We start from the raw sequence: 20,561 nt of genomic DNA, 5'->3' as shown, positions 1-20,561 counted from the left end.
TTATGTCTGCAGTAACCCCCAATATAGTGCGCCGGCAACTGCCCGGCGTGCTACCTGATTTAGCCACTAGCCTGCACCCATTGTTAACCCGGCTCTACGCCAGCAGGGGCGTTAGCAGTGCTGCAGAGCTGGAACGCGGTGCGGCCAGTTTACTGCCGTTTAGTACTTTAAAGGGTATTCATACCGCAGTTAAACTGCTTTGTGAAGCACTGCAGCAGCAGCAACAGCTGGTAATAGTTGGTGACTTTGATGCCGATGGTGCAACAAGCACCGCGGTATTGCTTAGCGGCCTTAAAGCTCTGGGGTTTAAGCGGGTAGAGTATCTGGTACCTAACCGGTTTGAATACGGTTATGGCTTAACACCGGAAATGGCCGAGCTGGCGGTGGCGCAAGGCGCCGAGCTTATTATCACCGTAGACAACGGTATATCTGCTATCGACGGTGTGGCGCTGGCCAAACAAGCCGGCGTTAAGGTGCTGGTAACCGATCATCACCTGGCGGGGGCAGAATTACCGGCCGCTGATGCCATAGTAAACCCTAACCAACCCGGTTGTAACTTTGCTAGTAAAGCGCTGGCAGGTGTGGGCGTGGCGTTCTATGTGTTACTGGCACTGCGCGCCAAACTGCGTGAGCAACAGTATTTTAGTCGGGCCGCTATTGCCGAGCCCAACCTAGCCGAGCTCCTGGATTTAGTGGCACTGGGCACGGTAGCCGATGTGGTTCCACTGGATAGCAACAATCGCATTTTAGTGCACCAGGGCTTAATGCGTATTCGCAGCGGTAAGTGCCGCCCCGGCATTCAGGCACTGATTGATGTCGCTAACCGAAGTGCCGCTAAACTTACCGCCAGTGATTTTGGCTTTGCTTTAGCGCCGCGCTTAAACGCAGCCGGCCGGCTGGATGATATGTCGCTGGGTATAAGTTGCCTGTTGGCCAAAGAGTTAGGCCTGGCTCGGCAATACGCCGCCGAGCTGGACAGTTTAAATGTCGAGCGTCGCGCCATCGAGCAAAGTATGCAGGTAGAGGCACAGGCATTTTTAAGCCAGTTATCCTTCGATGGCACCGAGTTACCTGAGTGTTTGTGTTTATACCGCCACGATTGGCATCAGGGCGTTATTGGCATTTTGGCCGGACGCATTAAAGAGCAGTTTCACCGCCCGACAGTGGTGTTTGCCCAGGGCGATGAGGGCGAGCTTAAAGGCTCAGCCCGTTCGATAAACGGTTTACACATTCGCGATTTACTGGAAGAAATTTCCAGCCAGTACCCGGGGTTAATTAAAAAATTTGGCGGCCATGCCATGGCAGCTGGCTTAACCATTAGTGCTGAGCGGCTGGATACCTTTAAACTGGCGCTGAGTTTAACGGCAAAAAAACACTTAACGCCCGAGCAGTTAACGGCAGTGATCTACACCGACGGCGAGTTGCCAACAGAGTGTTTTGATATTGGCTTTACCCAACTGCTGCAAAATGCCGGCCCCTGGGGCCAGGCGTTTCCAGAGCCGGTATTTGACGGTGAGTTCACCCTGATAAACCAGAAAATGCTGGCCGATCGCCATTTAAAGATGATGCTACAAACCAGCGATGGCACCCTGGTTGATGCCATCTGGTTTAACGCCGACAACAAAGCCTGGCCCAATGTTAACGTGCAAAAAGTCCAGTTGGCCTACCAGCTGGATATTAACGAGTACCGCGATAAACAAAGCCTGCAGCTTATCGTCAGATACATGACAGCCTTATAAAACGGCGGCAGATAACTCTGCTGCCATTGACGTCGCCAGCACTTTGCCCGGATTTTTAGCCTGCCTTATGGTTTTTTAATAGTAGATGGCTGCACGTCCCGCGATATATTTGCTACAATCCCCGCCTGTTTTTCTCCCGTTATTCAAGGTTACCGAGCACAGCATGTTTGAAGTCAATCCGGTGTACAACAGCATTAAAGATCTTACTGAACGCACCAACGTGCTTCGGGGGTATCTTTGACTACGATGGCAAAAAAGAGCGCTTAGAAGAAGTCTCGCGCGAATTAGAAGATTCGGCCATTTGGAATACGCCGGACAAAGCGCAGGCTTTAGGTAAAGAACGTTCTGCACTGGAACAAATTGTTGGCACTATCGACAAGCTGGACCGCGGCCTGGAAGATGTAGAAGGCTTGCTTGAGCTGGCAGTTGAAGCTGAAGACGAAGACACCTTTGAAGAAGCCAAAGCCGAACTGGCCGACTTAGACAAACAGCTGAGCCTGTTAGAATTTCGCCGTATGTTCTCTGGTAAAAATGACCAGAACGATTGCTACCTGGATATTCAATCTGGCTCCGGTGGTACTGAAGCGCAGGACTGGGCCAGCATTTTAATGCGTATGTACCTGCGTTGGGGCGAAGATAAAGGCTTTAAACCCGAGCTGTACGAAGTAACCGACGGCGATGTTGCCGGCATTAAAGGCTGTACCATTAAATTTAGTGGCGAATATGCCTACGGCTGGCTGCGCACCGAAACCGGCGTACACCGCCTGGTACGTAAAAGCCCGTTCGACAGTGGTAACCGCCGCCATACCTCGTTTGCCTCGGTGTTTGTCTCGCCGGAAATTGACGATGATATTGAAATAGATATCAACCCGGCCGATTTACGTATCGACACCTACCGTGCCTCGGGTGCCGGTGGTCAGCACGTTAACCGTACCGACTCAGCTGTGCGTATTACCCACTTACCCACTAACATTGTGGTGCAGTGTCAGAACGACCGCTCGCAGCATAAAAACCGCGACAACGCCTACAAGCAACTGCGCGCCAAGTTATACGAGTTTGAGCTACAAAAACAAAATGCCGAGAAGCAAGCGCTGGAAGATACCAAGTCGGATATCGGCTGGGGCAGCCAGATCCGCTCTTACGTGTTGGATGACTCGCGCATTAAAGACTTACGTACCGGTATCGAAACCCGCAACACCCAATCGGTGTTAGATGGCGATCTGGACAAATTTATTGAAGCCAGCTTAAAAGCCGGGCTGTAATTGTTACTTAACTAAAACTTCGACCACAATCAGGAAACGCACTATGTCTGACCAACAGCAACCACAAGAAGAAATTCAGGACGTAAATAAACTGATTGCTGAGCGAAAACACAAGCTGGCCGGTCTGCGTGCCGATGGCTTTATGTTCCCGAACGATTTTCGCCGTGACAGCATCTCCAGCGACGTGATTGCCAAATACGATCACTTAAGCAAAGAAGAGCTGGAAGCGCAAAAAATTACCGTAAGCTTAGGCGGCCGTATTATGACGCGCCGTATTATGGGTAAAGCCAGCTTTGTAACCATCTCGGATATGGGCGGCAAAATTCAACTGTATGTCGCGCGTGACAGCCTGGCAGAGGGCGTATACAACGACCAGTTTAAAAAGTGGGACTTAGGCGACATTGTAGGCGCTACCGGCCATTTGTTTAAAACCCAAACCGGCGAGCTAACGGTATGGTTAAGCGACATTCGCTTGCTAACCAAAGCCCTGCGTCCGTTGCCGGATAAATTCCATGGTTTAACCGATAACGAAGCGCGTTACCGCCAGCGTTACCTGGACCTTATCTCCAACGAGCAATCACGCCACACCTTTTTAGTACGCAGCAAAACCGTGGCTTACATTCGCCGCTTTTTTAACGACGAAGGCTTCTTAGAAGTAGAAACGCCCATGCTGCAGGCGATACCGGGCGGTGCCTCGGCGCGGCCGTTTGAAACCCACCACAATGCGCTGGATATGCAGATGTTTTTGCGTATCGCGCCAGAGCTGTATTTAAAGCGTTTAGTGGTAGGCGGCTTTGAAAAAGTATTCGAGCTTAACCGTAACTTCCGTAACGAAGGCGTGTCTACGCGCCACAACCCGGAATTTACCATGCTGGAATTCTACTGGGCTTACGCCGATTACAACGACTTAATGGACTTAACCGAAAAGTTATTCCGTGGTTTAGCACAGCACGTACTGGGCAGTGCCGAAGTGCCGTATCAGGGCGAAGTGTTCGACTTTGGCAAGCCGTTTGCGCGCATGTCGGTTACCGAGTCTATATTGCACTACAACCCAACGGTAACCAAAGAGCAGCTGGCCACGCGTGAAGCGGTAGCAGAGCTTGCCAAATCACTGGGTATTCAGGTTAAAGATAACTATGGCCACGGCCGTATTTTAATGGAAGTGTTTGACGAGCTGGTAGAAACCAAGCTGCGCCACCCAACCTTTATTACCGAATACCCGGCCGAAGTGTCACCACTGGCGCGCCGTAACGACCACAACCCGGAAATTACCGACCGTTTCGAGTTCTTTATCGGCGGCCGCGAGCTGGGTAATGGCTTTAGCGAGTTAAACGATGCTGAAGATCAGGCCGAGCGTTTCCATCATCAGGTAGCGCAAAAAGACGCCGGTGACGACGAAGCCATGTTCTACGATGAAGACTTCGTCACCGCGTTAGAGCACGGTTTGCCACCAACGGCAGGTCAGGGTATCGGTATCGACCGTCTGGTAATGCTACTGGCCGACGCCGCCTCAATCCGCGACGTAATCCTGTTCCCGCATATGCGTATGCATCACGATAAGTAAGCGTGCTTACTGTTTTAAGAAAAGCCAGACCTCGTGTCTGGCTTTTTTGTTTTTAGTGCTTAACCCGCCAGCTAATGCTTCTAACTGCGCAGTTTGCAGCAACATAAATTACTATAAGATCAAAACGCTTGATTTACATTCCGCTAGCGAAATAGACTGGGACCAATTTTGCAACTTGGCGGATCGGCAACACGCAACTCGCGGTTCAGATCTTTTGAGAAAGTTGTTGTGTGCTAAAGCCGAATGGGGCTGGTATTGAGTTTTAGTGTTAAAGCAAAACTATTAGTTAGCGGTGGCGTTATTGCGTCGGCTGCTGCTATCTGGCATTTGCTGTGTATTTGGGGCGGCCCCGGCTGGTTTGCTTTTGCGCGGGCGCCTAAGCAGCTTATAGAATCAGCCCAACAAGGTACTTTGCTGGCACCTGTTGGTACCGTAATTGTTGCAGGGTTAATGTTTGCCTGTACGGTATTTGCTTTTTCAGCCGTTGGTTTAATTCGCAAGGTTCCATTGGTTAAACCTGCTTTAATGACCATCGCGTTGCTTTGTACTTTGCGAGGGTTAGCTGGCATTCCAACCTTTGTTACAGCCGCCGGTGTAGATATTTGGCAAATTGTTGCCAGCACGGTTTGGTTCTACGTTGGGGTTTGTTTTATTGCTGGCAATATTGAATATAGAACCGCTGCAAAATAAGTTATTAGACCTTTTTACAGGGAGTTACTGGTGATGCACTCAATCCAATGTAAATGCGGCACCCTGCGCGGTGAGGTAGACTGCTCAGGCACTCACAATCGCATTATTTGCTACTGCACAGATTGCCGGGCGTTCGCGGGCTTTCTTGGCAACGCGCCTGATGTACTGGACCAGCAGGGTGGCACTGAGATTGTGCAAATTGCCCAATCGCACTTGCGCTTTTTGCAGGGCGAAGAGTGTCTGGCGGCAGTCCGCCTTAGCGAGCGGGGCATGCTGCGTTGGTATGCGTCATGCTGCGACACGCCTATTGGTAACACCATGGCCAACGCCAAAGTAGCCTTTATTGGCCTGATCCACAGTTGTCTGAGTGCCGAGCGGATTAATGACGATTTCGGCAGCAAGGTTGCGCTTGTGAACACAGATACCGCACTGGGTAAGCCGCAGCCAAAACAACGTGGACTGCTTGGCGTTATAGCGCGCTTTATGTGGATTGTGCTTACCAGCCGCATCAGCGGCAGCTACAAAACGTCGCCGCTGTTCGATGCTGCCGGCTTACCCAGGGTAGCGCCGAAGATACTGTCAGCTGAGGAGTTGGCGGCTTTAAAAAATGCGGCATAGCCTTTGCTGTGACCGTTAGTTTAATAGTGCGGTAAGCTACCTCGCTTTTGCTTCCAAATTGCTGGTGTTGCCATGGTAAAAAGACACCAACTCTCCGTGGCTTGGGAATTGCGCCGCAATTGATTCCAGATAGGCAAATGATTTGTTTCCATCGTAATAATATTGTGGCTCTATGGGTTTAGTAGCGTCTGGGAAATAGCCTTTTCCAGCAAGAAGGGCATACCAAGATTCGGTGACATAAGGTGGATAATCCCATCCTGCCAAAATATGCCTACTGACATTGTCGCCGGCATGCCATTTTTCTAACAGTTGTGCTAAAAACGGCGATATCGTGATCCCTTCTCGGGCATCTATCCAATATTGGGTATCCGTCCGACTATTAACTTTATAGTGAGCACCGATATAATCAAGGGTGCCATCAAAGAAGCTGTTAATTGTATTGTTAAACTCTTGGGGCTCAAATTGGCCAGATTCGGAGTCATTGACAAATTTCAGTACCGTAACCAACACCAGTGATAGCGCAGACGCTTCCAGCGGCTCGATAAATCCTTGCGACAAACCCACCGCTAAGCAATTCTGCTCATAATGACGAGCAGTACGCCCTACGCGCATTTTAATGTGCTTAGCCATCATGGTATCGGCTTTCTTACCTAAGGAAGCCCTTAGCTCTCGCTCTGCTTGCTCAGCAGTTATATGATTTGAAGAGTACACATAGCCGTTCCCGTAACGGTTAGCCAGAGGGATCCGCCAACGCCAACCCGCAGATAAACCTTTAGATTCGGTATAGGGAGGGAGGTTTTCCAAGTCTTCGTCATAGGTTTGAATTGCTACAGCTGAATCATTCAGTAAGGTATTGCCGTAGGATATAAACGGAACCTTTAATGCTTTTTCCAGCATTAAACTCTGAAAACCGGTGCAATCGACAAATAAATCGGCACTTAGTTCGCCATGCTCTTTGCTGATAACCGAGTGTATCGCGCCATTGGGGTTAAGGTTAACGTGCTCAATGTTGCCTTTAAGGTTGGTAACGCCATAACATAATGCTTTCTTTCGCAAAAACTGTCCCAGCATTGCCGAATCAAAATGATAGGCATATTCAGTTGAACCAGGAATATAATCCCTAAGCTTTACTGGCGCTTTTTGATGTTTTGACAGCGCTGCCGCCAAAAAGAAATTACGTGAATCCAAAGGTACCTGATAGCCTTGTCGACGCAAATCAGTATTTTCGATAAAAGCTCGACCTGTCTTTTTATCAACCTTTGAAAAAAATGGGTGGAAATACTCTGGATATAAAGAGTGCTGATCTGTCCATCCAGGAAAAAAAATACCAGCTTTGTAGGTAGCCTGGCATTGTGGCATCCATTCAGATTCTGGGATCTTCATTCGCTCGAAATAATCTTTCATTGCAACGGTAGAGCCTTCACCCACACCGATAATACCTATTTGCTCAGAATCGATGAGCGTGATCTCAGGCTTGCTATCTTCCCATACCTTAGCCATTGTTAGTGCCGTAATCCAGCCTGCGGTGCCACCACCCACAATCAAAACTTTTCGAGGGACTTGTTTGTTCATCATTATGTAACCCTTAGAGTTTTTGTAAGTCAGCCACCTGTCATCGATCCCAATTGATAGGTCGTTGTATTGGCAATTTTGTTACAGCCACATTTCAGGAAAAAAGTTGCCCTACTTGCGCAGGGCAACTTATTGACATTACTGCTCGAAGCCCGTCCAGCTGCAGGTCCAGCTACAAGTCCATGGACAGTCACCAATTACTTCTGATTCACCACCACCAAATACAGTGTCTAATTCAACTGCGAAGTCGTTTTGCTTTTCTACTAGGTTATTGTTGTTTTCCATTGTTATTTCCTCTTTTTCATTGTAGAAGTTTTCCGGTTTATACCGGGCTTTTTCGCTTAACCAGTTATGGTTAAGCATTTTTAACTTTCGATTTTCGAAAGCTAATTCGGGATGTTTGGTCGACTATGCCAATACATCTTGTAATTGTTTACGGCAACATTCTAGATAAAACAGATTACTCATCTGCAATGCTTCGTGCGTGCCTCTGGCCTCTACTTTTCCATTGTTTATTACTATTATTTCGTCACTATCGCGTATGGTGCTAATGCGATGGGAGACCACAAATTGGGTTTTACCAAAAGCCAGAATTACACCTGTGACGTGAGTTTCATTAACTGAATCGAGACTACTGGTTGCTTCGTCCAGCACGACAATCTCAGGATCAGATGCTAAGGCTCGAGCTATTGTTAGGCGCTGAATTTGACCGCCAGATAAACGTTTACCATTTTGACCAACATAGGTTTCGTATTGCATAGGCAGCGATTCAATATCACTGGCAAAGCCCAGTTGCTGGCATATCGACTTAACTTTATCGAGACATATATCATTGCGACCAAATACGATGTTGTCTCGAATACTGGTATTAAAAACAAAGCTGTGTTGCGGCACATAGCCAATCTTCTGCCGATATTGCTTCAGATCGTAGTCATACAAATCGCGACCATTTAACAAAATTTGGCCATGGCTGGGGCGGTGTAATCCCATAATCAATGACAGTAATGTTGACTTACCTGCGCCACTAGGCCCAACTAATGCGACTTTTTGACCAAACCTAAGCGTAAAGTTGAGATCGTTTAAAATCAGTTTGCCCGAGCGTTTATCTAAAAAACCAACATCGTTAAATTCCAATGTTAGTTGCGATAAGTCAGAGGGAAGGGGGGTGTTGCCAAATGACTCTTCTGGATACAACCACAATTCACTTATACGACTAAGATGAGCTTTCACCATTTGAAAAATTCGTACATGATTTAGCAAGGATGAAATTGGTGCTAATGCCATCATGCAAATTGAATTAACGGCAATAACTGAGCCAAGTGTTAAGTTACCGGCAAAGTACTGAGCAATACTAAAAGAAAAGATTAGCGCGGGTGACATAATTTCTATAGTCCGTGTGACACTAACCGCTTTAGCATCGAGTAAGCCTCTGTTTTGAATGGCGTTAATATAAGATACCAGCCGTTCATCCCAATTTTTTATTACCGATGATTCAGATGCCGTACCTTTAATTAGATTAATACCGGTTAATATTTCAATTAAATAGGATTGATAACTGGCTTGTGTTTTAAGTTCTGCGTGGGATTTTTCTCTAAGTGAATTATTATAGAAGAACTGTGAAATTAGTAAGGTTGCAGCTATGGCTAAGGTAAGCAGGCCTACCTCAATACTGATGTACATCACAAAAGCGGTATAGGTAAATACGGTAAAGAAATCAATAATACTGGTTAAGGTGTATGTAGAGAAAAAGCTGCGAATAACCGTGTGCGAATTCAGTCGACTCTGGATATCACCTGAAGATTTATTGTTGTAAAAGCTCAGCGGTAAATTAAGTAATCTCGAAAGAAATCCGGAAACTAACGAGCGATCCATTACCGCTTGAAATTTAACAATAATAACCCCTCGCAAATAATTAAGCAGTCCAACATTAAGGGCAAAAAGCAAGATCCCAATTAACACATAGTCGGTGATGTTACCCAGTTGGAACGGAATAACGGTGTCAACGAAGTACAGGGTTAACGCGGGGAAGACCAATGCTGCAACTTGCAAAAGTACAGATAGCGCCAATAAGCTGATAAATAGTAATAGATTGTTCCGATTAAGCACTTGCCGCTTCAAGAACGATGCAAATTCGTTGTGTTCAGCATGGCTTTGAGGTTTAAAAGCGGTATTGGGCGTTATTGCGAGAGTGGCTCCTGTATAAGAGGTGTTAAATTCTTCATAACTGACTTTTCGTTGACCAGCCGCGGGGTCAACAATAAAGAATACATTCCCTTTGATTTGCTCTAACACAACAAAATGATTGAAGTTCCAATGAATTATACAAGGAAAATGTTCATTTTTTAACGCAGCTATCGAGGCACTTTTGATTTGTACATCCAGGTGATAGTGTGCCGCGCCGGTGGCTAACGTCGCGAGTTTTGATGGGGCACCTAGTTGTTCAAGTGTTTTATTCACTTGGCTTACGGAAGTGTTGTATCCGTAGTACGCCAAAATCATTGCTAAGCAGCTAGCACCGCAATCATCATCAGACAACTGAGTTTTAAAGGGTACTTTTTTGCGCGACAGTAACGGCATTACTGATTTCCTTCTGCATATTGACATAGCTGCGTTGGTGACAGTTGCGTAAATGTTGCTTTGTCGAGGGGGATAGTTTTGTCTTTGGCGATTTTTATTCTTACCTCATCTGACACTGTCATAAACTCCATGACAATTTTGTGACCATTGCAGTTTAGTGTTCGTTTTTCTGGCGTTGGAATGAAGTGGTGAAAAACATAGAAGGATGCACCGGCAAATAAAATGGCGAGAAGAATAATGCGCACCAATCCAAGTGATGCTAACTCATTTTCAATAACTATTTTTCGCAATCCTTGATTGTGTTGTTCAAGGGCCGCAGGTCTAAAGGTTATTTTCACTTGTTATTACTCAAAAAGTGGTTTATCGGCGGTTGAAATGTTAATAAACAGGGCAATCGGTGCGGAGCTTCCAGTCGATTTAGCTGATAAAGAACCCCTGATAAACCACTAAATAACCCTGTATTATTGCCCTTTGCACCCACGGATAATTCCGCATTGGTGTGCAAAAGTTGCGAAACAGTGTGTTGTTGTTCATGTCGACTGAGTTGTGGCAAAAAATCTTCAGTATCTTGGAGCAATACTTCGATATTTCCGTAACGGCCATGGCAAATGCAGTCTGCTTTTGTGGGTAACTCTGTTAACAATAGCGAATGCCGTTCGATGAGAAATTGCCGGGTGTCATCGCAGCCTGTGATCTTGGCAAAAGCGATCAAAAAAAGTGAGATCCCGACAGAGCCATGGCACCAGGCATTAAATGGCACTGGCTTATCCGGGGTTTCCAGCCACTGTGTATCGTGATAGCAATTCATCACGAAAGTTTTGCATTGTTTCGCGGCGCTTAAGTACGACGAGTTTTGAGTTACGCTATACAACTGCAACAAGCTGTAACCAATACCACTGACACCATGAGCAAAACCGGTGGTTGGTGCGCCGGTTGGTGTAGATGACTCCCAGATGAGCCCAAGCTCAGTGCTCTTTGAGAAGCTCAGTAAGTGCCCGCCGAGCAACTCTAACTTTTGTATAAGCAGTTGTGACGGTTGTACTTGATACAGTGATAATCCAGCAAGTATCGCTCCAGAAGTACCTGAAAATACATCAAATAGTCGGTCATGATGAGCTACAGATATCAGCTTATCAAATACGTAGTGAGCGAATCGGAGGTAAAAAGTATTCTGATAAAGAGATGCCAAGTGGCTAAACAAATAAACTAAGCCACCTGCGCCTTCGTTGATGCCAATTTTTTCAATTTGACTAGAGTCAAAGGTGCGAGCTATATGCTCTGAAACTGCAGGTGCAATGTGTTGGCTTATGGCGTTTATTTGTTCATGATAAGCCAATGCCAAACAGATACCGGGCATCCCGTAATTTAAATTGAATATGTTTGCAATATTCATATAACGAGCAGCACCAGCGCGGGGCAAATAAACATCAATCACACAGTCCAATTGGTGGCCGTTAAAGTGCAGGTTGTTACGCAACTTTTGATAAATAATCTCGCGCTTGGGTGGAACTTTAAAACTGCCAGTGTCTTGCTTACAAGCAAAGTGTTGGTGAATTAAGCCAAGCTCATCGTTGAGGCGGGTAGTGTTCATGCTTGCCATAGCCAATCCGATGGCATCCAAGCTTGGAGTTGTAAGGATGTGGTTTAGCAGTATTCCAGAGCCACTTTTGAGGCCTGTACTGCTTACTTCATTACTAAAATACGGCACGTCGCCGTTAATCAAACATTGCCATTCCGCCAGGCAAATTTCAGTTGCTAAACCTTCTTTTTGGTTAGACTCAAGTAGCTTAAAAAGTATCTTATCGCGATGTTCAGCACTAGCAGCAGCGAGTGGCGATTTTATTAACTCTAATATTTGATGATAAAATTTCGTTGGTTTTAGTACAACGCGTGCAGTTAATTGAGAAAAGCAATGCTCTAACCCGGTTGATACGAAATGGGTGCGGTTTTCAAGGATGACGTTATACGCCGCTGAAAAACCTTGTTGAACCCGTGCTCTTTGCCAATTTACATCGCTGATAAAGTGAGGGGAGTCGAAATGAGGGTGACGATAAACGACAGTATTTTCTTTGTTAAATTTAAGCTTGTTGTCGTAAATGTAAAGTGTTGTGGCTCTTTCGGTAGAGATCATTGATTGTAATGGCGAAATAAGGCGTGTATCGCCTAAAAATGTCTCATTGATAAGCCCGGTATATAATACCGTTGAAAACATGGCTCCACAGCGCTCAACAACCTTGCCATTACTGCGTAAATTCGGTGATACCCCTATGGTCTCTGCGTCAACTACAACCGGTTGCTTACCCGCACTAATCAGGTTTTCAAAGTGAATGTCAGTAAGGTTAACTGCTTGTGCTGCTGCGACTAAAGCCCCGTAGCGATAAAAATAATCACTGAGCTCAGCTTTATTTTTGATGGGGAATGCGTCAATAAATTCCTGCCAGCCATAGTCTTCAAAACAAAGCAGCTTAGGTATTAAAAAATCAAAATCAGATTGCTTGTTAAGCCAACTAAGGTAGCGATAAAAGCCCTGCTCTGGAGATAAATTCCTTGGTTTATATACCAGTTTGTCGCCATTTTTAAGCTCGACAATAGCAACGCTTTTTCCTTGTCGATGACTATCCCCGGCATTAAATGACACTGATGCAAAGTAAATGTCATCCATGTTAAGGCCAAGCAGTAACGCCAATCGGCTGCTGTCTTTTTCAAATCGAGTTAACAAGGCTAAAAAATTATCGCTAAAGTAGCGTAATCGTTTTCGAGAAAGATCAATAATTAATGGGTATTTGCGGGCGAAATAGGCCACAAAGGAATCACTGGCTAACCGAGCTGATAACTTAATATCCCATTCTGGGTCGGAGTGCTGGGCATCCGTTATATGTGGGGTAAGTTCCTCGTTAATTGCTTTGAAAAGCCAGTTCGACAATTCAATGACTAGGTAGTGACAATAGCTGGCTTGAACGTTATCGCTATTAAAACAGGTTGATGGCAGTTTTGTGATTTGCTGTAAAACATTACTAATTTCGCTAGCAAAATAGCGCCCTATAAATCCCGCGCATACCGCTGCAGGCTGGTATCGAAGTTGCGATAAGTCAAAAAAAATTGGGGCCGCTAAATTTGGAAATGCCGTGTCGGATGTTTTAGCCTGGATAGCATGAAGTGCAGCTCCAACTGTGTTTGAGTCAACACCTAATGCATTGGCGATTAGCTTATGATGATACCCAATGTTATCACTATTGATTTGAGATTGATGGTTGCTAATGTTTTTTGCGCAAAGTACCGCGATAGCATCGGCAATTTCAAAGTTACCCTTTAGGCTGGCGGGTTCAAAAACACTCATTAATGCTCATTAACAACTTGGTTAAAATTTAATTAAATTTAGTCAGCTAATAATTTATGTGCAAGTTTTTTGTTAATTGTTTTTATATTTGCAGGGGTTGTTGGTTAATTTTTTGGTTTTTTAGTTTGGTTATCTGGGTGTTAACATGAGGCGTGCTCTGTATGCTGCTCATTATTCGGTTGCAACCAGTGCTTTATTTAGTCGCTTTTTTTGTCTTAAATCGTCTGGTGGTAGGCTTGCGGCGTGCAAAGTGCTTTTGTCCCAGGCCTTTTAGCGCGTTAAAGCCGATTTGTTGTTGCTCAACGTCTGTTAGCAGCGTTTTTAAGCCACTTTGCAGCGGCTGCATAAAATCGTTGTAGCGCAGTCGTTTGTCACAAATGGCTTCTAGTTGGGCTTCCCAATGCGCGGTCATATCGGGCACGACCATGCGCTCGGGTAAACTGTTGATTAGCTTTTTGCCAATCTCCGTTGCCCGAATGTCTTTACCTTGCCGGCTGAGGAATTGCCGTTTAAATAGCAATTCGATAATACCTGCACGGGTGGCTTCGGTACCCAGGCCATCAGTTTCCCGCAGAATTTTTTTGATTTCAGGGTCGGTAACATAACGGGCTATACCCGTCATAGCGGCAAGCAAAGTGGCATCGGTGAAGTGTTTTGGTGGGCTGGTTTGCTTTTCATCCAGTTTGCCCTCGACGCAGTGCAGTACATCGCCTTGCTTTACATCGGGTAGCGGATTAGGCGCAAAGTCGGCATCTTGTTCATTGTTTTTATCACCTGGCAGCAGCGCTTTCCAACCTTGCGCCAGCACCGTTTTTTGCCTGGCGATAAAAATTCCACCGGCCACTTCGCTATCAATTTGATGCTCCGCGTACACAAATGGCGGATAGAACTGCATTAAATACTGTCTGGCGATTAACTCATAAATTTGCAGCTCTTCACGGCTTAAACGGCTGGCATCTATACTGGTTGAGGTCGGAATAATCGCATGGTGGGCACCGACCTGGCTGTCGTTCCAGGCTTTGCTTTTAATACTTAGATCCGCGGCAGACACCGCTTTATCCAGTACCACTGCGGTTTTTCGAATGGCACTGGTTACGGCATTGCGCTCCGCATAATGCCCCGTAGGTACATAACGGCAATCGGAGCGGGGATAGGTAATCAGCTTATGGCGCTCGTAAAGCTGTTGGCAAATATCCAGCGTCTTTTGGGCATTTAAGTTAAAGCGTTTTGCCGCATCAATTTGCAGTGTCGATAAGCTATAAGGCAGCGGCACATAGTGTTTTTTCTGTTCATGCTTTACTGCTTTTACCTGGCCAGTTTGCCCGATCACCTTCTGTAATACTGTTTCGGCCAGCTTTTTTAGCAGCACCCGGCCATCTTCATCCTGATAAGGCTCACAGGCGGCACTGGGCTGCCATTTGGCTTGAAAACGCTGTTTATTTGTCGTTTCTAAGGTGACAAAGACTTCATAAAACGGCTTGGACACAAAACGCTCAATCTCTTGATCGCGATGCACCACCAAACCCAGTACAGGTGTTTGCACACGGCCAATCGACAACACACCTTGATAGCCCACCTCTTGGCCCAGTAAGGTACACAGCCGTGTCATATTTATACCATACAACCAATCAGCTCTGGCGCGGGCTAAGGCCGAGGTAGCCAGCGGGATAAAGTCGGTATTTGGCCGTAAATCGTTAAGGGCTTTTTTTATGGCGGCTGGGTTCATATCGTTTACCAGGCAGCGCTTTGTGGCATCCCGCTTGGCTTTGCTGATGCCGGCATAGTTAATCACTTCATCAACCAGAATTTGCCCAACCCGATCCGGGTCGCCCATATTCACCAGCACATCGGCGTCTTTAATCAGCTTCTTTACTACGTTAAATTGCTTACTGGTCTGCGGTTTAATATGTTGCTTCCATTGTGTCGGAATAATGGGCAAGTGTTCTTTTTGCCATTTTTTATAGGCAGCGTCATAGGCTTCTGGTTCGGCTTGCTCTAGTAAATGGCCAATACACCAGGTCACCACATCACCATTGGCCAGTTTGATAAAACCATCGCCGTTTTGCTGCGGTTTGGCCAGCACTGCCGCAACAGCACGGCCGACGCTGGGCTTTTCTGCGATGTATAAAATCATAAATTCATACTTATAGGCACTGTATTAATAACCAGTAATTTAGCCTGTGGCGGCTAAAATAGCAAAAGTTTCGCCTTTACTTCGTAACGGATGAAGATGGCAAACAGGTGGCTATTTGTTGGATTTACTAAGCCATGGGTTGGCAAATGCCGGGTTAGTTACAAAGCTTTCGTCGCTTAAGCTGTGTAAAAACGCCAGCAGCGCCTGTTTTTCTTCTGCGGTTAATTCAAAGCCGCGCACAAAACCACTTTTTCCCGGGTGTCGCCGGCCATCGCTGGTTTCACCGTTCACCTTCGTCACTAAGCCGCCGGCTGCGTAAAAATCAATGACCTCGCTTAGTGTGGTTATGTTGCCATCGTGCATATAGGGTGCGCTGTACGCGACATTTCTTAGCGTGGGCGCACGAAAACGGCCGTCATCTGAGGGATTCAAAGTAACCTCACTTAAGCCGGTGTCGTGTTGTGGGTAGCCTTTGTCGGCTAAATCTGGCCGGCTGACATAGTACAAACCGGTGTTATGAAACGGCCGCCGGTCGAGCGGTTGTCGCTCGTGGCTGGTGGCCTGGGTAAAATTGAAACCGCCGTGGCAGTGGTGACACTCGAGCTTCTCCGAGAAAAACAAATTCAGCCCAAGTAGCTCGTCGTTGCTAAGGGCGTTGTCATCCTGCTGATAGGCGTAGCGGTCGAAGCGCGAGTTAAACGACAATAAGCTTCGGCTAAAGCTGGCCAGCGCATCGACCACGCGGCGAAAATCGGCCTGGCTGTCGCCAAAGGCGGCGGCGAATAATGCCGGATAGGGCTGACGTTGTAAGCGCGTTAAAATGAGCTGTTCGTGGCCAGCGGCGCCAAGTTCTACCGGCTGGTCGCCAAACAATGGGATGAGCAATTGGCTTTCAATATGGTTAAGACCATCGTGTGCCCAGGTTAAGGTGTTGTTATAGGCAATATTTACCAGCGCTGAGGCATTACGCCGGTGTGCCTGCCCGGTGCTACCAATTGATACCCGAAGCGGTTCGGCAAAACCGTGTTGTTGCTGATGGCAGCTGGCGCAGCTTTGCTGCTGATTGGCCGACAAGGCTGTGTCATAAAACAAGTGCCGGCCCAGTTCCACCTTGGCGGCGCTCATCGGGTTATCGGCTGGCACTACCGGCTGTGGAAAGCCCTCAGGCAACTGCCATTGATAAACCGGCTGCGGTTTGCTGCAGCTGAGCAGCAAAACCAGTAGCAACAGTATGGCGTACCTCATTGCATACTCCAGCCCTGCGCCTTGGCACCTATTCCCAGCCGTGGTAGCAGGGTTTGGCAACTTAAACGGTTAGGATCTGACATACAATGGTTATCAGCACTGAGCTGTACGCTGGCCAGTAGCGGGGCTAAATCCAGCACAAGTTGCTGTCCGGGGTGATAATGCAGGCGGATTGTCGCGCGGTTAGTGTGGCTGCAGTCTACTGTCGGCGCGCGCATCGGGCTGGCAGACTGACAACCGGCAGCCCCAAGATGCAATGACCACTGCTGGCCAGGCTGGGCAGTGCTGTGCATGTCCAGGCGCAAATATTTATACCCCTGCTGCCAGCTCCAAAACATATCACTTTGATTAAGCGGCGGTTTGGCGGTTAACGGATCCTGATGATTACGCGACAAGGGCACGGCAATAACAAAGGTTAACTCGCCCGGTGTCAGTGGCCGGGCAAATTTCAGCTGCCAGTTCGCGTTTTCCGGTTCATTACATACGCTACCCAATAGCGCAAGCTGCTGCTGTTGATGCACGGGGGTAGGGTCGAGTAACAATGGTTTGTTGTTAAGACGAAATTCACTTAGATACAACTGAAACTGGGCCAGCTGCCAGGGCGTGTCTGCCAGCATAAGGCTGCTGTCACAGTTAAGCGGCTGGCCACTATACTGTAATTGCAGTAACAGGCTGGTAGTATTTTTTGCCGTTGTGGCTTTATCACAGCCGGACAACCAAACCAGTAAGAGCAAAAGGCCGGGTCTTAACATAAATAAACACTTGCATAACAAATATGGTGGCGCTAACAATAGCGCAATTTGCAAAAACGGTCGATGGACAAGGTGCAACATATGGATAAACACTTTGCGGTTTCCGCCGCGTTGCTGGCCACTTTAGTGTTGGCCCTGGTGGGGCCATTGCCTGTGCAGGCGCACGCAGAGCACGATAAAGCCCGTTTTGTTGCCAGTGACGGTAAAGATATTGGCCGTTGTGATCAGCCACTGCGGCCTTGCCAAACCATAGCTTATGCTGTTAAACAGGCAAATAAAGGCGATAACGTGTTGGTGGCCGCCGGCCATTATCAATTAACCGACGAAGAGCAGCTGTTTTACCTCAGTAGTGAAATTGTACCGGTGTTGGGCGGTTACAGCCGGTTTGACCATTATCAGGTACAGGCACCAGAGTTAAACCGTACTACATTAAGTGGTGTGCCTTTATCGTTGCAGGCCGCGCTGGAACCACGTGGTTTTTACAGCCTGCGTGATGGCAAAGCCAGTTTGTCGGCGGGTTTACAGCAACGGCTGGCACAGCATCAGAGCCTGAATCAATCTCAGCCGGCCCGCTCTTGTGTTGACGGCAAAGCCGGCAACTTTAGCTGCCTTAATATCGATTTAGTTGCACATATGGCGTTGCCTGACTTTAGCTCGCAGCCTGCATCAGCCAGCGATATCTGGGGCCATGTCGATTTAAACAGCGGTACAGAATACGCGCTTATTGGTTTGCGCAACGGCACCGCTGTGGTGAGCCTAGCCGACCCGCAAAACCCGGTTGAAGTAGGTACCATAGCCGGCAGCAGCACAACCTGGCGCGATATTAAGGTATACCAGTATTTTGATACCGCGTTACGGCGCTGGCAGGCTTATGCCTATGTATCATCTGAGGGCAGTGATGGCATACAAATTATCGATTTAACCCGTTTGCCAGCCAGCATATCGCTGGCCTCTACCTACAACGGCGTTGCATCAAGCCACAATGTGTTTATTGGCGGCGTCGACTACAGCAGTAACAGCGCTAACAGTGCTGCGGCACCGCTATTGTATCTGGCCGGGCAAAATACCCAGCGTGGTGCCGTGGCAGCCTTATCGCTGGCTAACCCGACGTCGCTAAGCCCGCTGTGGCAGCAAAACGCTGCGGTGGCGGGCGATTACAGCCATGATGTTGCTATGATGCAAATTGACGATGCGCGAGCAGCAAGCGATTGTCAGCAAAGCCCTTGTCAGGTGTTGTTCGACTTTAACGAGCAGGACGTGCGGCTGTGGGATAGCTCTGTGCCGGCCACACCCAGCCAGCTGGCGCAGTTCAGTTATGATCAAGTGGCTTATGTGCATTCCGGCTGGAGCAGTGAAGATAATCGTTTTTTGTTTGTACATGATGAACTGGACGAATCAAGCTTTGGTTTAAATACCACGCTTAGGATCTATGCGCTTGACGACTTACGTAACCCGGTACTGCAGCCTGTGTGGCGCGGGCCAACAGCGGCGATAGACCACAATGGTTTTGTCCGTGGCAACCGCTACTACATGTCTAATTATCAGCGTGGTTTAACCGTGCTGGATATCACTAACCCGGCAGCGCCTACTGAAGCGGGCTTTTTTGACACCTTTTTACCGTCCGACGGTGCCGCCTTTAACGGTATGTGGGGCACTTACCCTTACTTACCCTCTGGCTTGATATTGGGTAGCGATATTAACTCCGGCTTGTATATTCTGGCCGACAATACCAACGCTGTGGCGGCAGGCGCATTGTCTTTTACCAACAGTTCAGTGGTTGTAGCACCGGGCGAAGTGGCGCAATTGCGGGTGCAGCGGCCACAAGGAGAGGGTGAGGTGAGTGTGGCTTATCACACCTTTGCCGGCGCAGCTGTGCAAGACACTGACTATGAGGCAGCACATGGACGCTTAAGCTGGGCTGGCGGTGATAACAGTGACAAAATCATTACTGTAACGACGCTGGACAGTGGCGAAGTGGGCCAGCGCACTGTGCTGGTAAGGCTTTATGATGTGCAAGGCGGCGCTACATTGGCTGCACCCGCGATAGCCATAGTGGGTTTTGGTACCGAGCCACCCCGGCCGGGCAGCCTTAGTTTGCTGCAAAGCAGCGCGCAGGCGGTTGAGGGCAGCAGCGTGCAACTAAACGTGCAGCGCCTGGGGGGCAGCAGCGGGGCTATTGCCGTTGATTATCTGTTACAAAGTGGCAGTGCTACTGTTGGTGAAGATGTTGTTGATAACAGCGGCCGGCTAAACTGGGCCGATGGTGACAGTAGCGACAAAACTATCGTGCTAAGCCTGATTGATGATAGCCTGGCTGAGCAGGATGAAAGCTTTAGCCTGCAATTAGTCAGTGTCGATGGCAGTGAGCTGGGCGCTAACACCAGTGCCCAGGTCACAATATTAGATAATGACAGCAATACGGCGCCGGTGGTAAGTGCTGGTGAAAACCGTCAGGTTAATGCCAGCCAGACGGTTAGCCTGACCGCCACAGCGCAGGATGCCGAGAATGACAGCATCAGTTATCAGTGGCGGCAGCTAAGCGGTACCAGTGTTAGCTTGCAAAATGCCAACAGCGCAACGTTGTCTTTTATCGCGCCGGCCAGTAGTGCCAGCCTGGTACTGCAGGTAACCGCTACCGATAATCGCGGCGCCAGCGCCAGTGCTAGTGTCACGGTAACGGTAATATCTGCACCGCCGCTGAATAACAATAGCAGCGGCAGCTCTGGCGGTGGCACTGGCTCAGGCTTTGCGCTATTGCTGGTAAGCCTGTTGTGCTGGCGCCGCTTAGTGAGCTAACGCTACAGTACTAACCTTAAAAGCCTGGCCGCCGCCAGGCTTTTTGCATTCTGTTATCCACAAAAGGTATGCCTGGTCGCGCTGCGCCCGTGTGGTGAACGTCAGATAATTCTGGAATCTATTTTTATCAGGAAGCAAATTAATACCCCCTCTGAAGCGCTTCGCTGCCAGTAGCCCCAAACGTGCTTGAGCATGACTTTAGCGCAGTGGCAACGCGGTAGCAGAAAGCTTCTTCAATTCACTAAAGGTTGAAGTGTCCACTGTTGCTGGTACAG

At 47.9% G+C, this 20,561-nt stretch carries 14 protein-coding genes; 6 read left to right on the top strand and 8 right to left on the bottom strand.

Annotated elements, in window-relative coordinates:
* Positions 1–2 precede the first annotated feature (2 nt).
* The 5 genes from recJ (at position 3) to ACYVIC_RS00285 (ending at position 5,873) form a co-directional block, all read left to right on the top strand.
* The gene (gene recJ, locus ACYVIC_RS00305) at positions 3–1,739 is read left to right on the top strand and encodes a single-stranded-DNA-specific exonuclease RecJ (RefSeq protein WP_460856209.1); all 1,737 of its coding nucleotides are present in this window, start codon (positions 3–5) and stop codon (positions 1,737–1,739) included.
* A 163-nt stretch (positions 1,740–1,902) separates the two neighbouring features.
* A protein-coding gene (gene prfB, locus ACYVIC_RS00300; RefSeq protein ID WP_460856208.1) for a peptide chain release factor 2 occupies positions 1,903–3,001 on the top strand; the annotation gives its coding sequence in 2 pieces (ribosomal slippage) (positions 1,903–1,977 and positions 1,979–3,001; 1,098 coding nt in all).
* A gap of 43 nt (positions 3,002–3,044) precedes the next feature.
* Positions 3,045–4,565: a lysine--tRNA ligase gene (gene lysS / locus ACYVIC_RS00295; protein WP_460856206.1), complete on the top strand. Its 1,521-nt coding sequence runs from the start codon at positions 3,045–3,047 to the stop codon at positions 4,563–4,565.
* A gap of 255 nt (positions 4,566–4,820) precedes the next feature.
* Positions 4,821–5,255: a hypothetical protein gene (locus ACYVIC_RS00290; protein ID WP_460856205.1), complete on the top strand. Its 435-nt coding sequence runs from the start codon at positions 4,821–4,823 to the stop codon at positions 5,253–5,255.
* A 33-nt stretch (positions 5,256–5,288) separates the two neighbouring features.
* Positions 5,289–5,873: a DUF6151 family protein gene (locus ACYVIC_RS00285; RefSeq protein WP_460857217.1), complete on the top strand. Its 585-nt coding sequence runs from the start codon at positions 5,289–5,291 to the stop codon at positions 5,871–5,873.
* A gap of 36 nt (positions 5,874–5,909) precedes the next feature.
* On the opposite strand, the gene ACYVIC_RS00280 is transcribed toward ACYVIC_RS00285, so the two are convergent.
* The 8 genes from ACYVIC_RS00280 to ACYVIC_RS00245 form a co-directional block, all read right to left on the bottom strand.
* A complete protein-coding gene (locus tag ACYVIC_RS00280; RefSeq protein ID WP_460856203.1) occupies positions 5,910–7,448 on the bottom strand; it encodes a tryptophan halogenase family protein in 1,539 nt (512 codons plus the stop codon).
* A 135-nt stretch (positions 7,449–7,583) separates the two neighbouring features.
* Positions 7,584–7,808: a hypothetical protein gene (locus ACYVIC_RS00275; protein WP_460856202.1), complete on the bottom strand. Its 225-nt coding sequence runs from the start codon at positions 7,806–7,808 to the stop codon at positions 7,584–7,586.
* Positions 7,809–7,853: 45 nt separating this feature from the next.
* Positions 7,854–10,022: a peptidase domain-containing ABC transporter gene (locus ACYVIC_RS00270; RefSeq protein WP_460856200.1), complete on the bottom strand. Its 2,169-nt coding sequence runs from the start codon at positions 10,020–10,022 to the stop codon at positions 7,854–7,856.
* Positions 10,022–10,360 carry a hypothetical protein gene (locus ACYVIC_RS00265; RefSeq protein WP_460856198.1) on the bottom strand — a complete coding sequence of 113 codons (339 nt, stop codon included), beginning with the start codon at positions 10,358–10,360 and terminating at the stop codon, positions 10,022–10,024. The genes ACYVIC_RS00270 and ACYVIC_RS00265 overlap by 1 nt, the downstream gene beginning before the upstream one ends.
* Positions 10,357–13,359, bottom strand: coding sequence for a type 2 lanthipeptide synthetase LanM family protein (locus ACYVIC_RS00260; protein WP_460856196.1), 3,003 nt, complete (start codon positions 13,357–13,359; stop codon positions 10,357–10,359). Before ACYVIC_RS00260 ends, ACYVIC_RS00265 begins: the two co-directional genes overlap by 4 nt.
* A 193-nt stretch (positions 13,360–13,552) precedes the next feature.
* Entirely contained in the window at positions 13,553–15,493 is a 1,941-nt protein-coding gene (locus ACYVIC_RS00255; RefSeq protein WP_460856194.1) for a DNA topoisomerase III, read from the bottom strand.
* Positions 15,494–15,604: 111 nt separating this feature from the next.
* On the bottom strand, positions 15,605–16,738 hold the full coding sequence (locus tag ACYVIC_RS00250) for an MbnH family di-heme enzyme (RefSeq protein ID WP_460856193.1): 1,134 nt from the start codon (positions 16,736–16,738) through the stop codon (positions 15,605–15,607).
* Positions 16,735–17,490 carry an MbnP family copper-binding protein gene (locus ACYVIC_RS00245; RefSeq protein WP_460856191.1) on the bottom strand — a complete coding sequence of 252 codons (756 nt, stop codon included), beginning with the start codon at positions 17,488–17,490 and terminating at the stop codon, positions 16,735–16,737. Before ACYVIC_RS00245 ends, ACYVIC_RS00250 begins: the two co-directional genes overlap by 4 nt.
* A gap of 81 nt (positions 17,491–17,571) precedes the next feature.
* Between ACYVIC_RS00245 and ACYVIC_RS00240 the strand changes: the two genes are divergently transcribed.
* The gene (locus ACYVIC_RS00240) at positions 17,572–20,286 is read left to right on the top strand and encodes a choice-of-anchor B family protein (RefSeq protein ID WP_460856190.1); all 2,715 of its coding nucleotides are present in this window, start codon (positions 17,572–17,574) and stop codon (positions 20,284–20,286) included.
* The last annotated feature ends 275 nt before the right edge of the window (positions 20,287–20,561 follow it).

This window comes from Rheinheimera gaetbuli (genome assembly GCF_054781935.1).
Note: the sequence above shows the minus strand (reverse complement) of the source record. Positions and strands in the feature narration are given on the sequence as shown.

Coding starts and splice junctions, on each gene's coding strand:
- ACYVIC_RS00275 (WP_460856202.1), bottom strand. CDS start 7,808: ATGCTTAACCATAACTGGTTAAGCGAAAAAGCCCGGTATAAACCGGAA.
- lysS (WP_460856206.1), top strand. CDS start 3,045: ATGTCTGACCAACAGCAACCACAAGAAGAAATTCAGGACGTAAATAAA.
- ACYVIC_RS00280 (WP_460856203.1), bottom strand. CDS start 7,448: ATGATGAACAAACAAGTCCCTCGAAAAGTTTTGATTGTGGGTGGTGGC.
- ACYVIC_RS00240 (WP_460856190.1), top strand. CDS start 17,572: ATGGATAAACACTTTGCGGTTTCCGCCGCGTTGCTGGCCACTTTAGTG.
- ACYVIC_RS00270 (WP_460856200.1), bottom strand. CDS start 10,022: ATGCCGTTACTGTCGCGCAAAAAAGTACCCTTTAAAACTCAGTTGTCT.
- ACYVIC_RS00260 (WP_460856196.1), bottom strand. CDS start 13,359: ATGAGTGTTTTTGAACCCGCCAGCCTAAAGGGTAACTTTGAAATTGCC.
- ACYVIC_RS00255 (WP_460856194.1), bottom strand. CDS start 15,493: ATGATTTTATACATCGCAGAAAAGCCCAGCGTCGGCCGTGCTGTTGCG.
- recJ (WP_460856209.1), top strand. CDS start 3: ATGTCTGCAGTAACCCCCAATATAGTGCGCCGGCAACTGCCCGGCGTG.
- ACYVIC_RS00250 (WP_460856193.1), bottom strand. CDS start 16,738: ATGAGGTACGCCATACTGTTGCTACTGGTTTTGCTGCTCAGCTGCAGC.
- ACYVIC_RS00285 (WP_460857217.1), top strand. CDS start 5,289: ATGCACTCAATCCAATGTAAATGCGGCACCCTGCGCGGTGAGGTAGAC.
- ACYVIC_RS00245 (WP_460856191.1), bottom strand. CDS start 17,490: ATGTTAAGACCCGGCCTTTTGCTCTTACTGGTTTGGTTGTCCGGCTGT.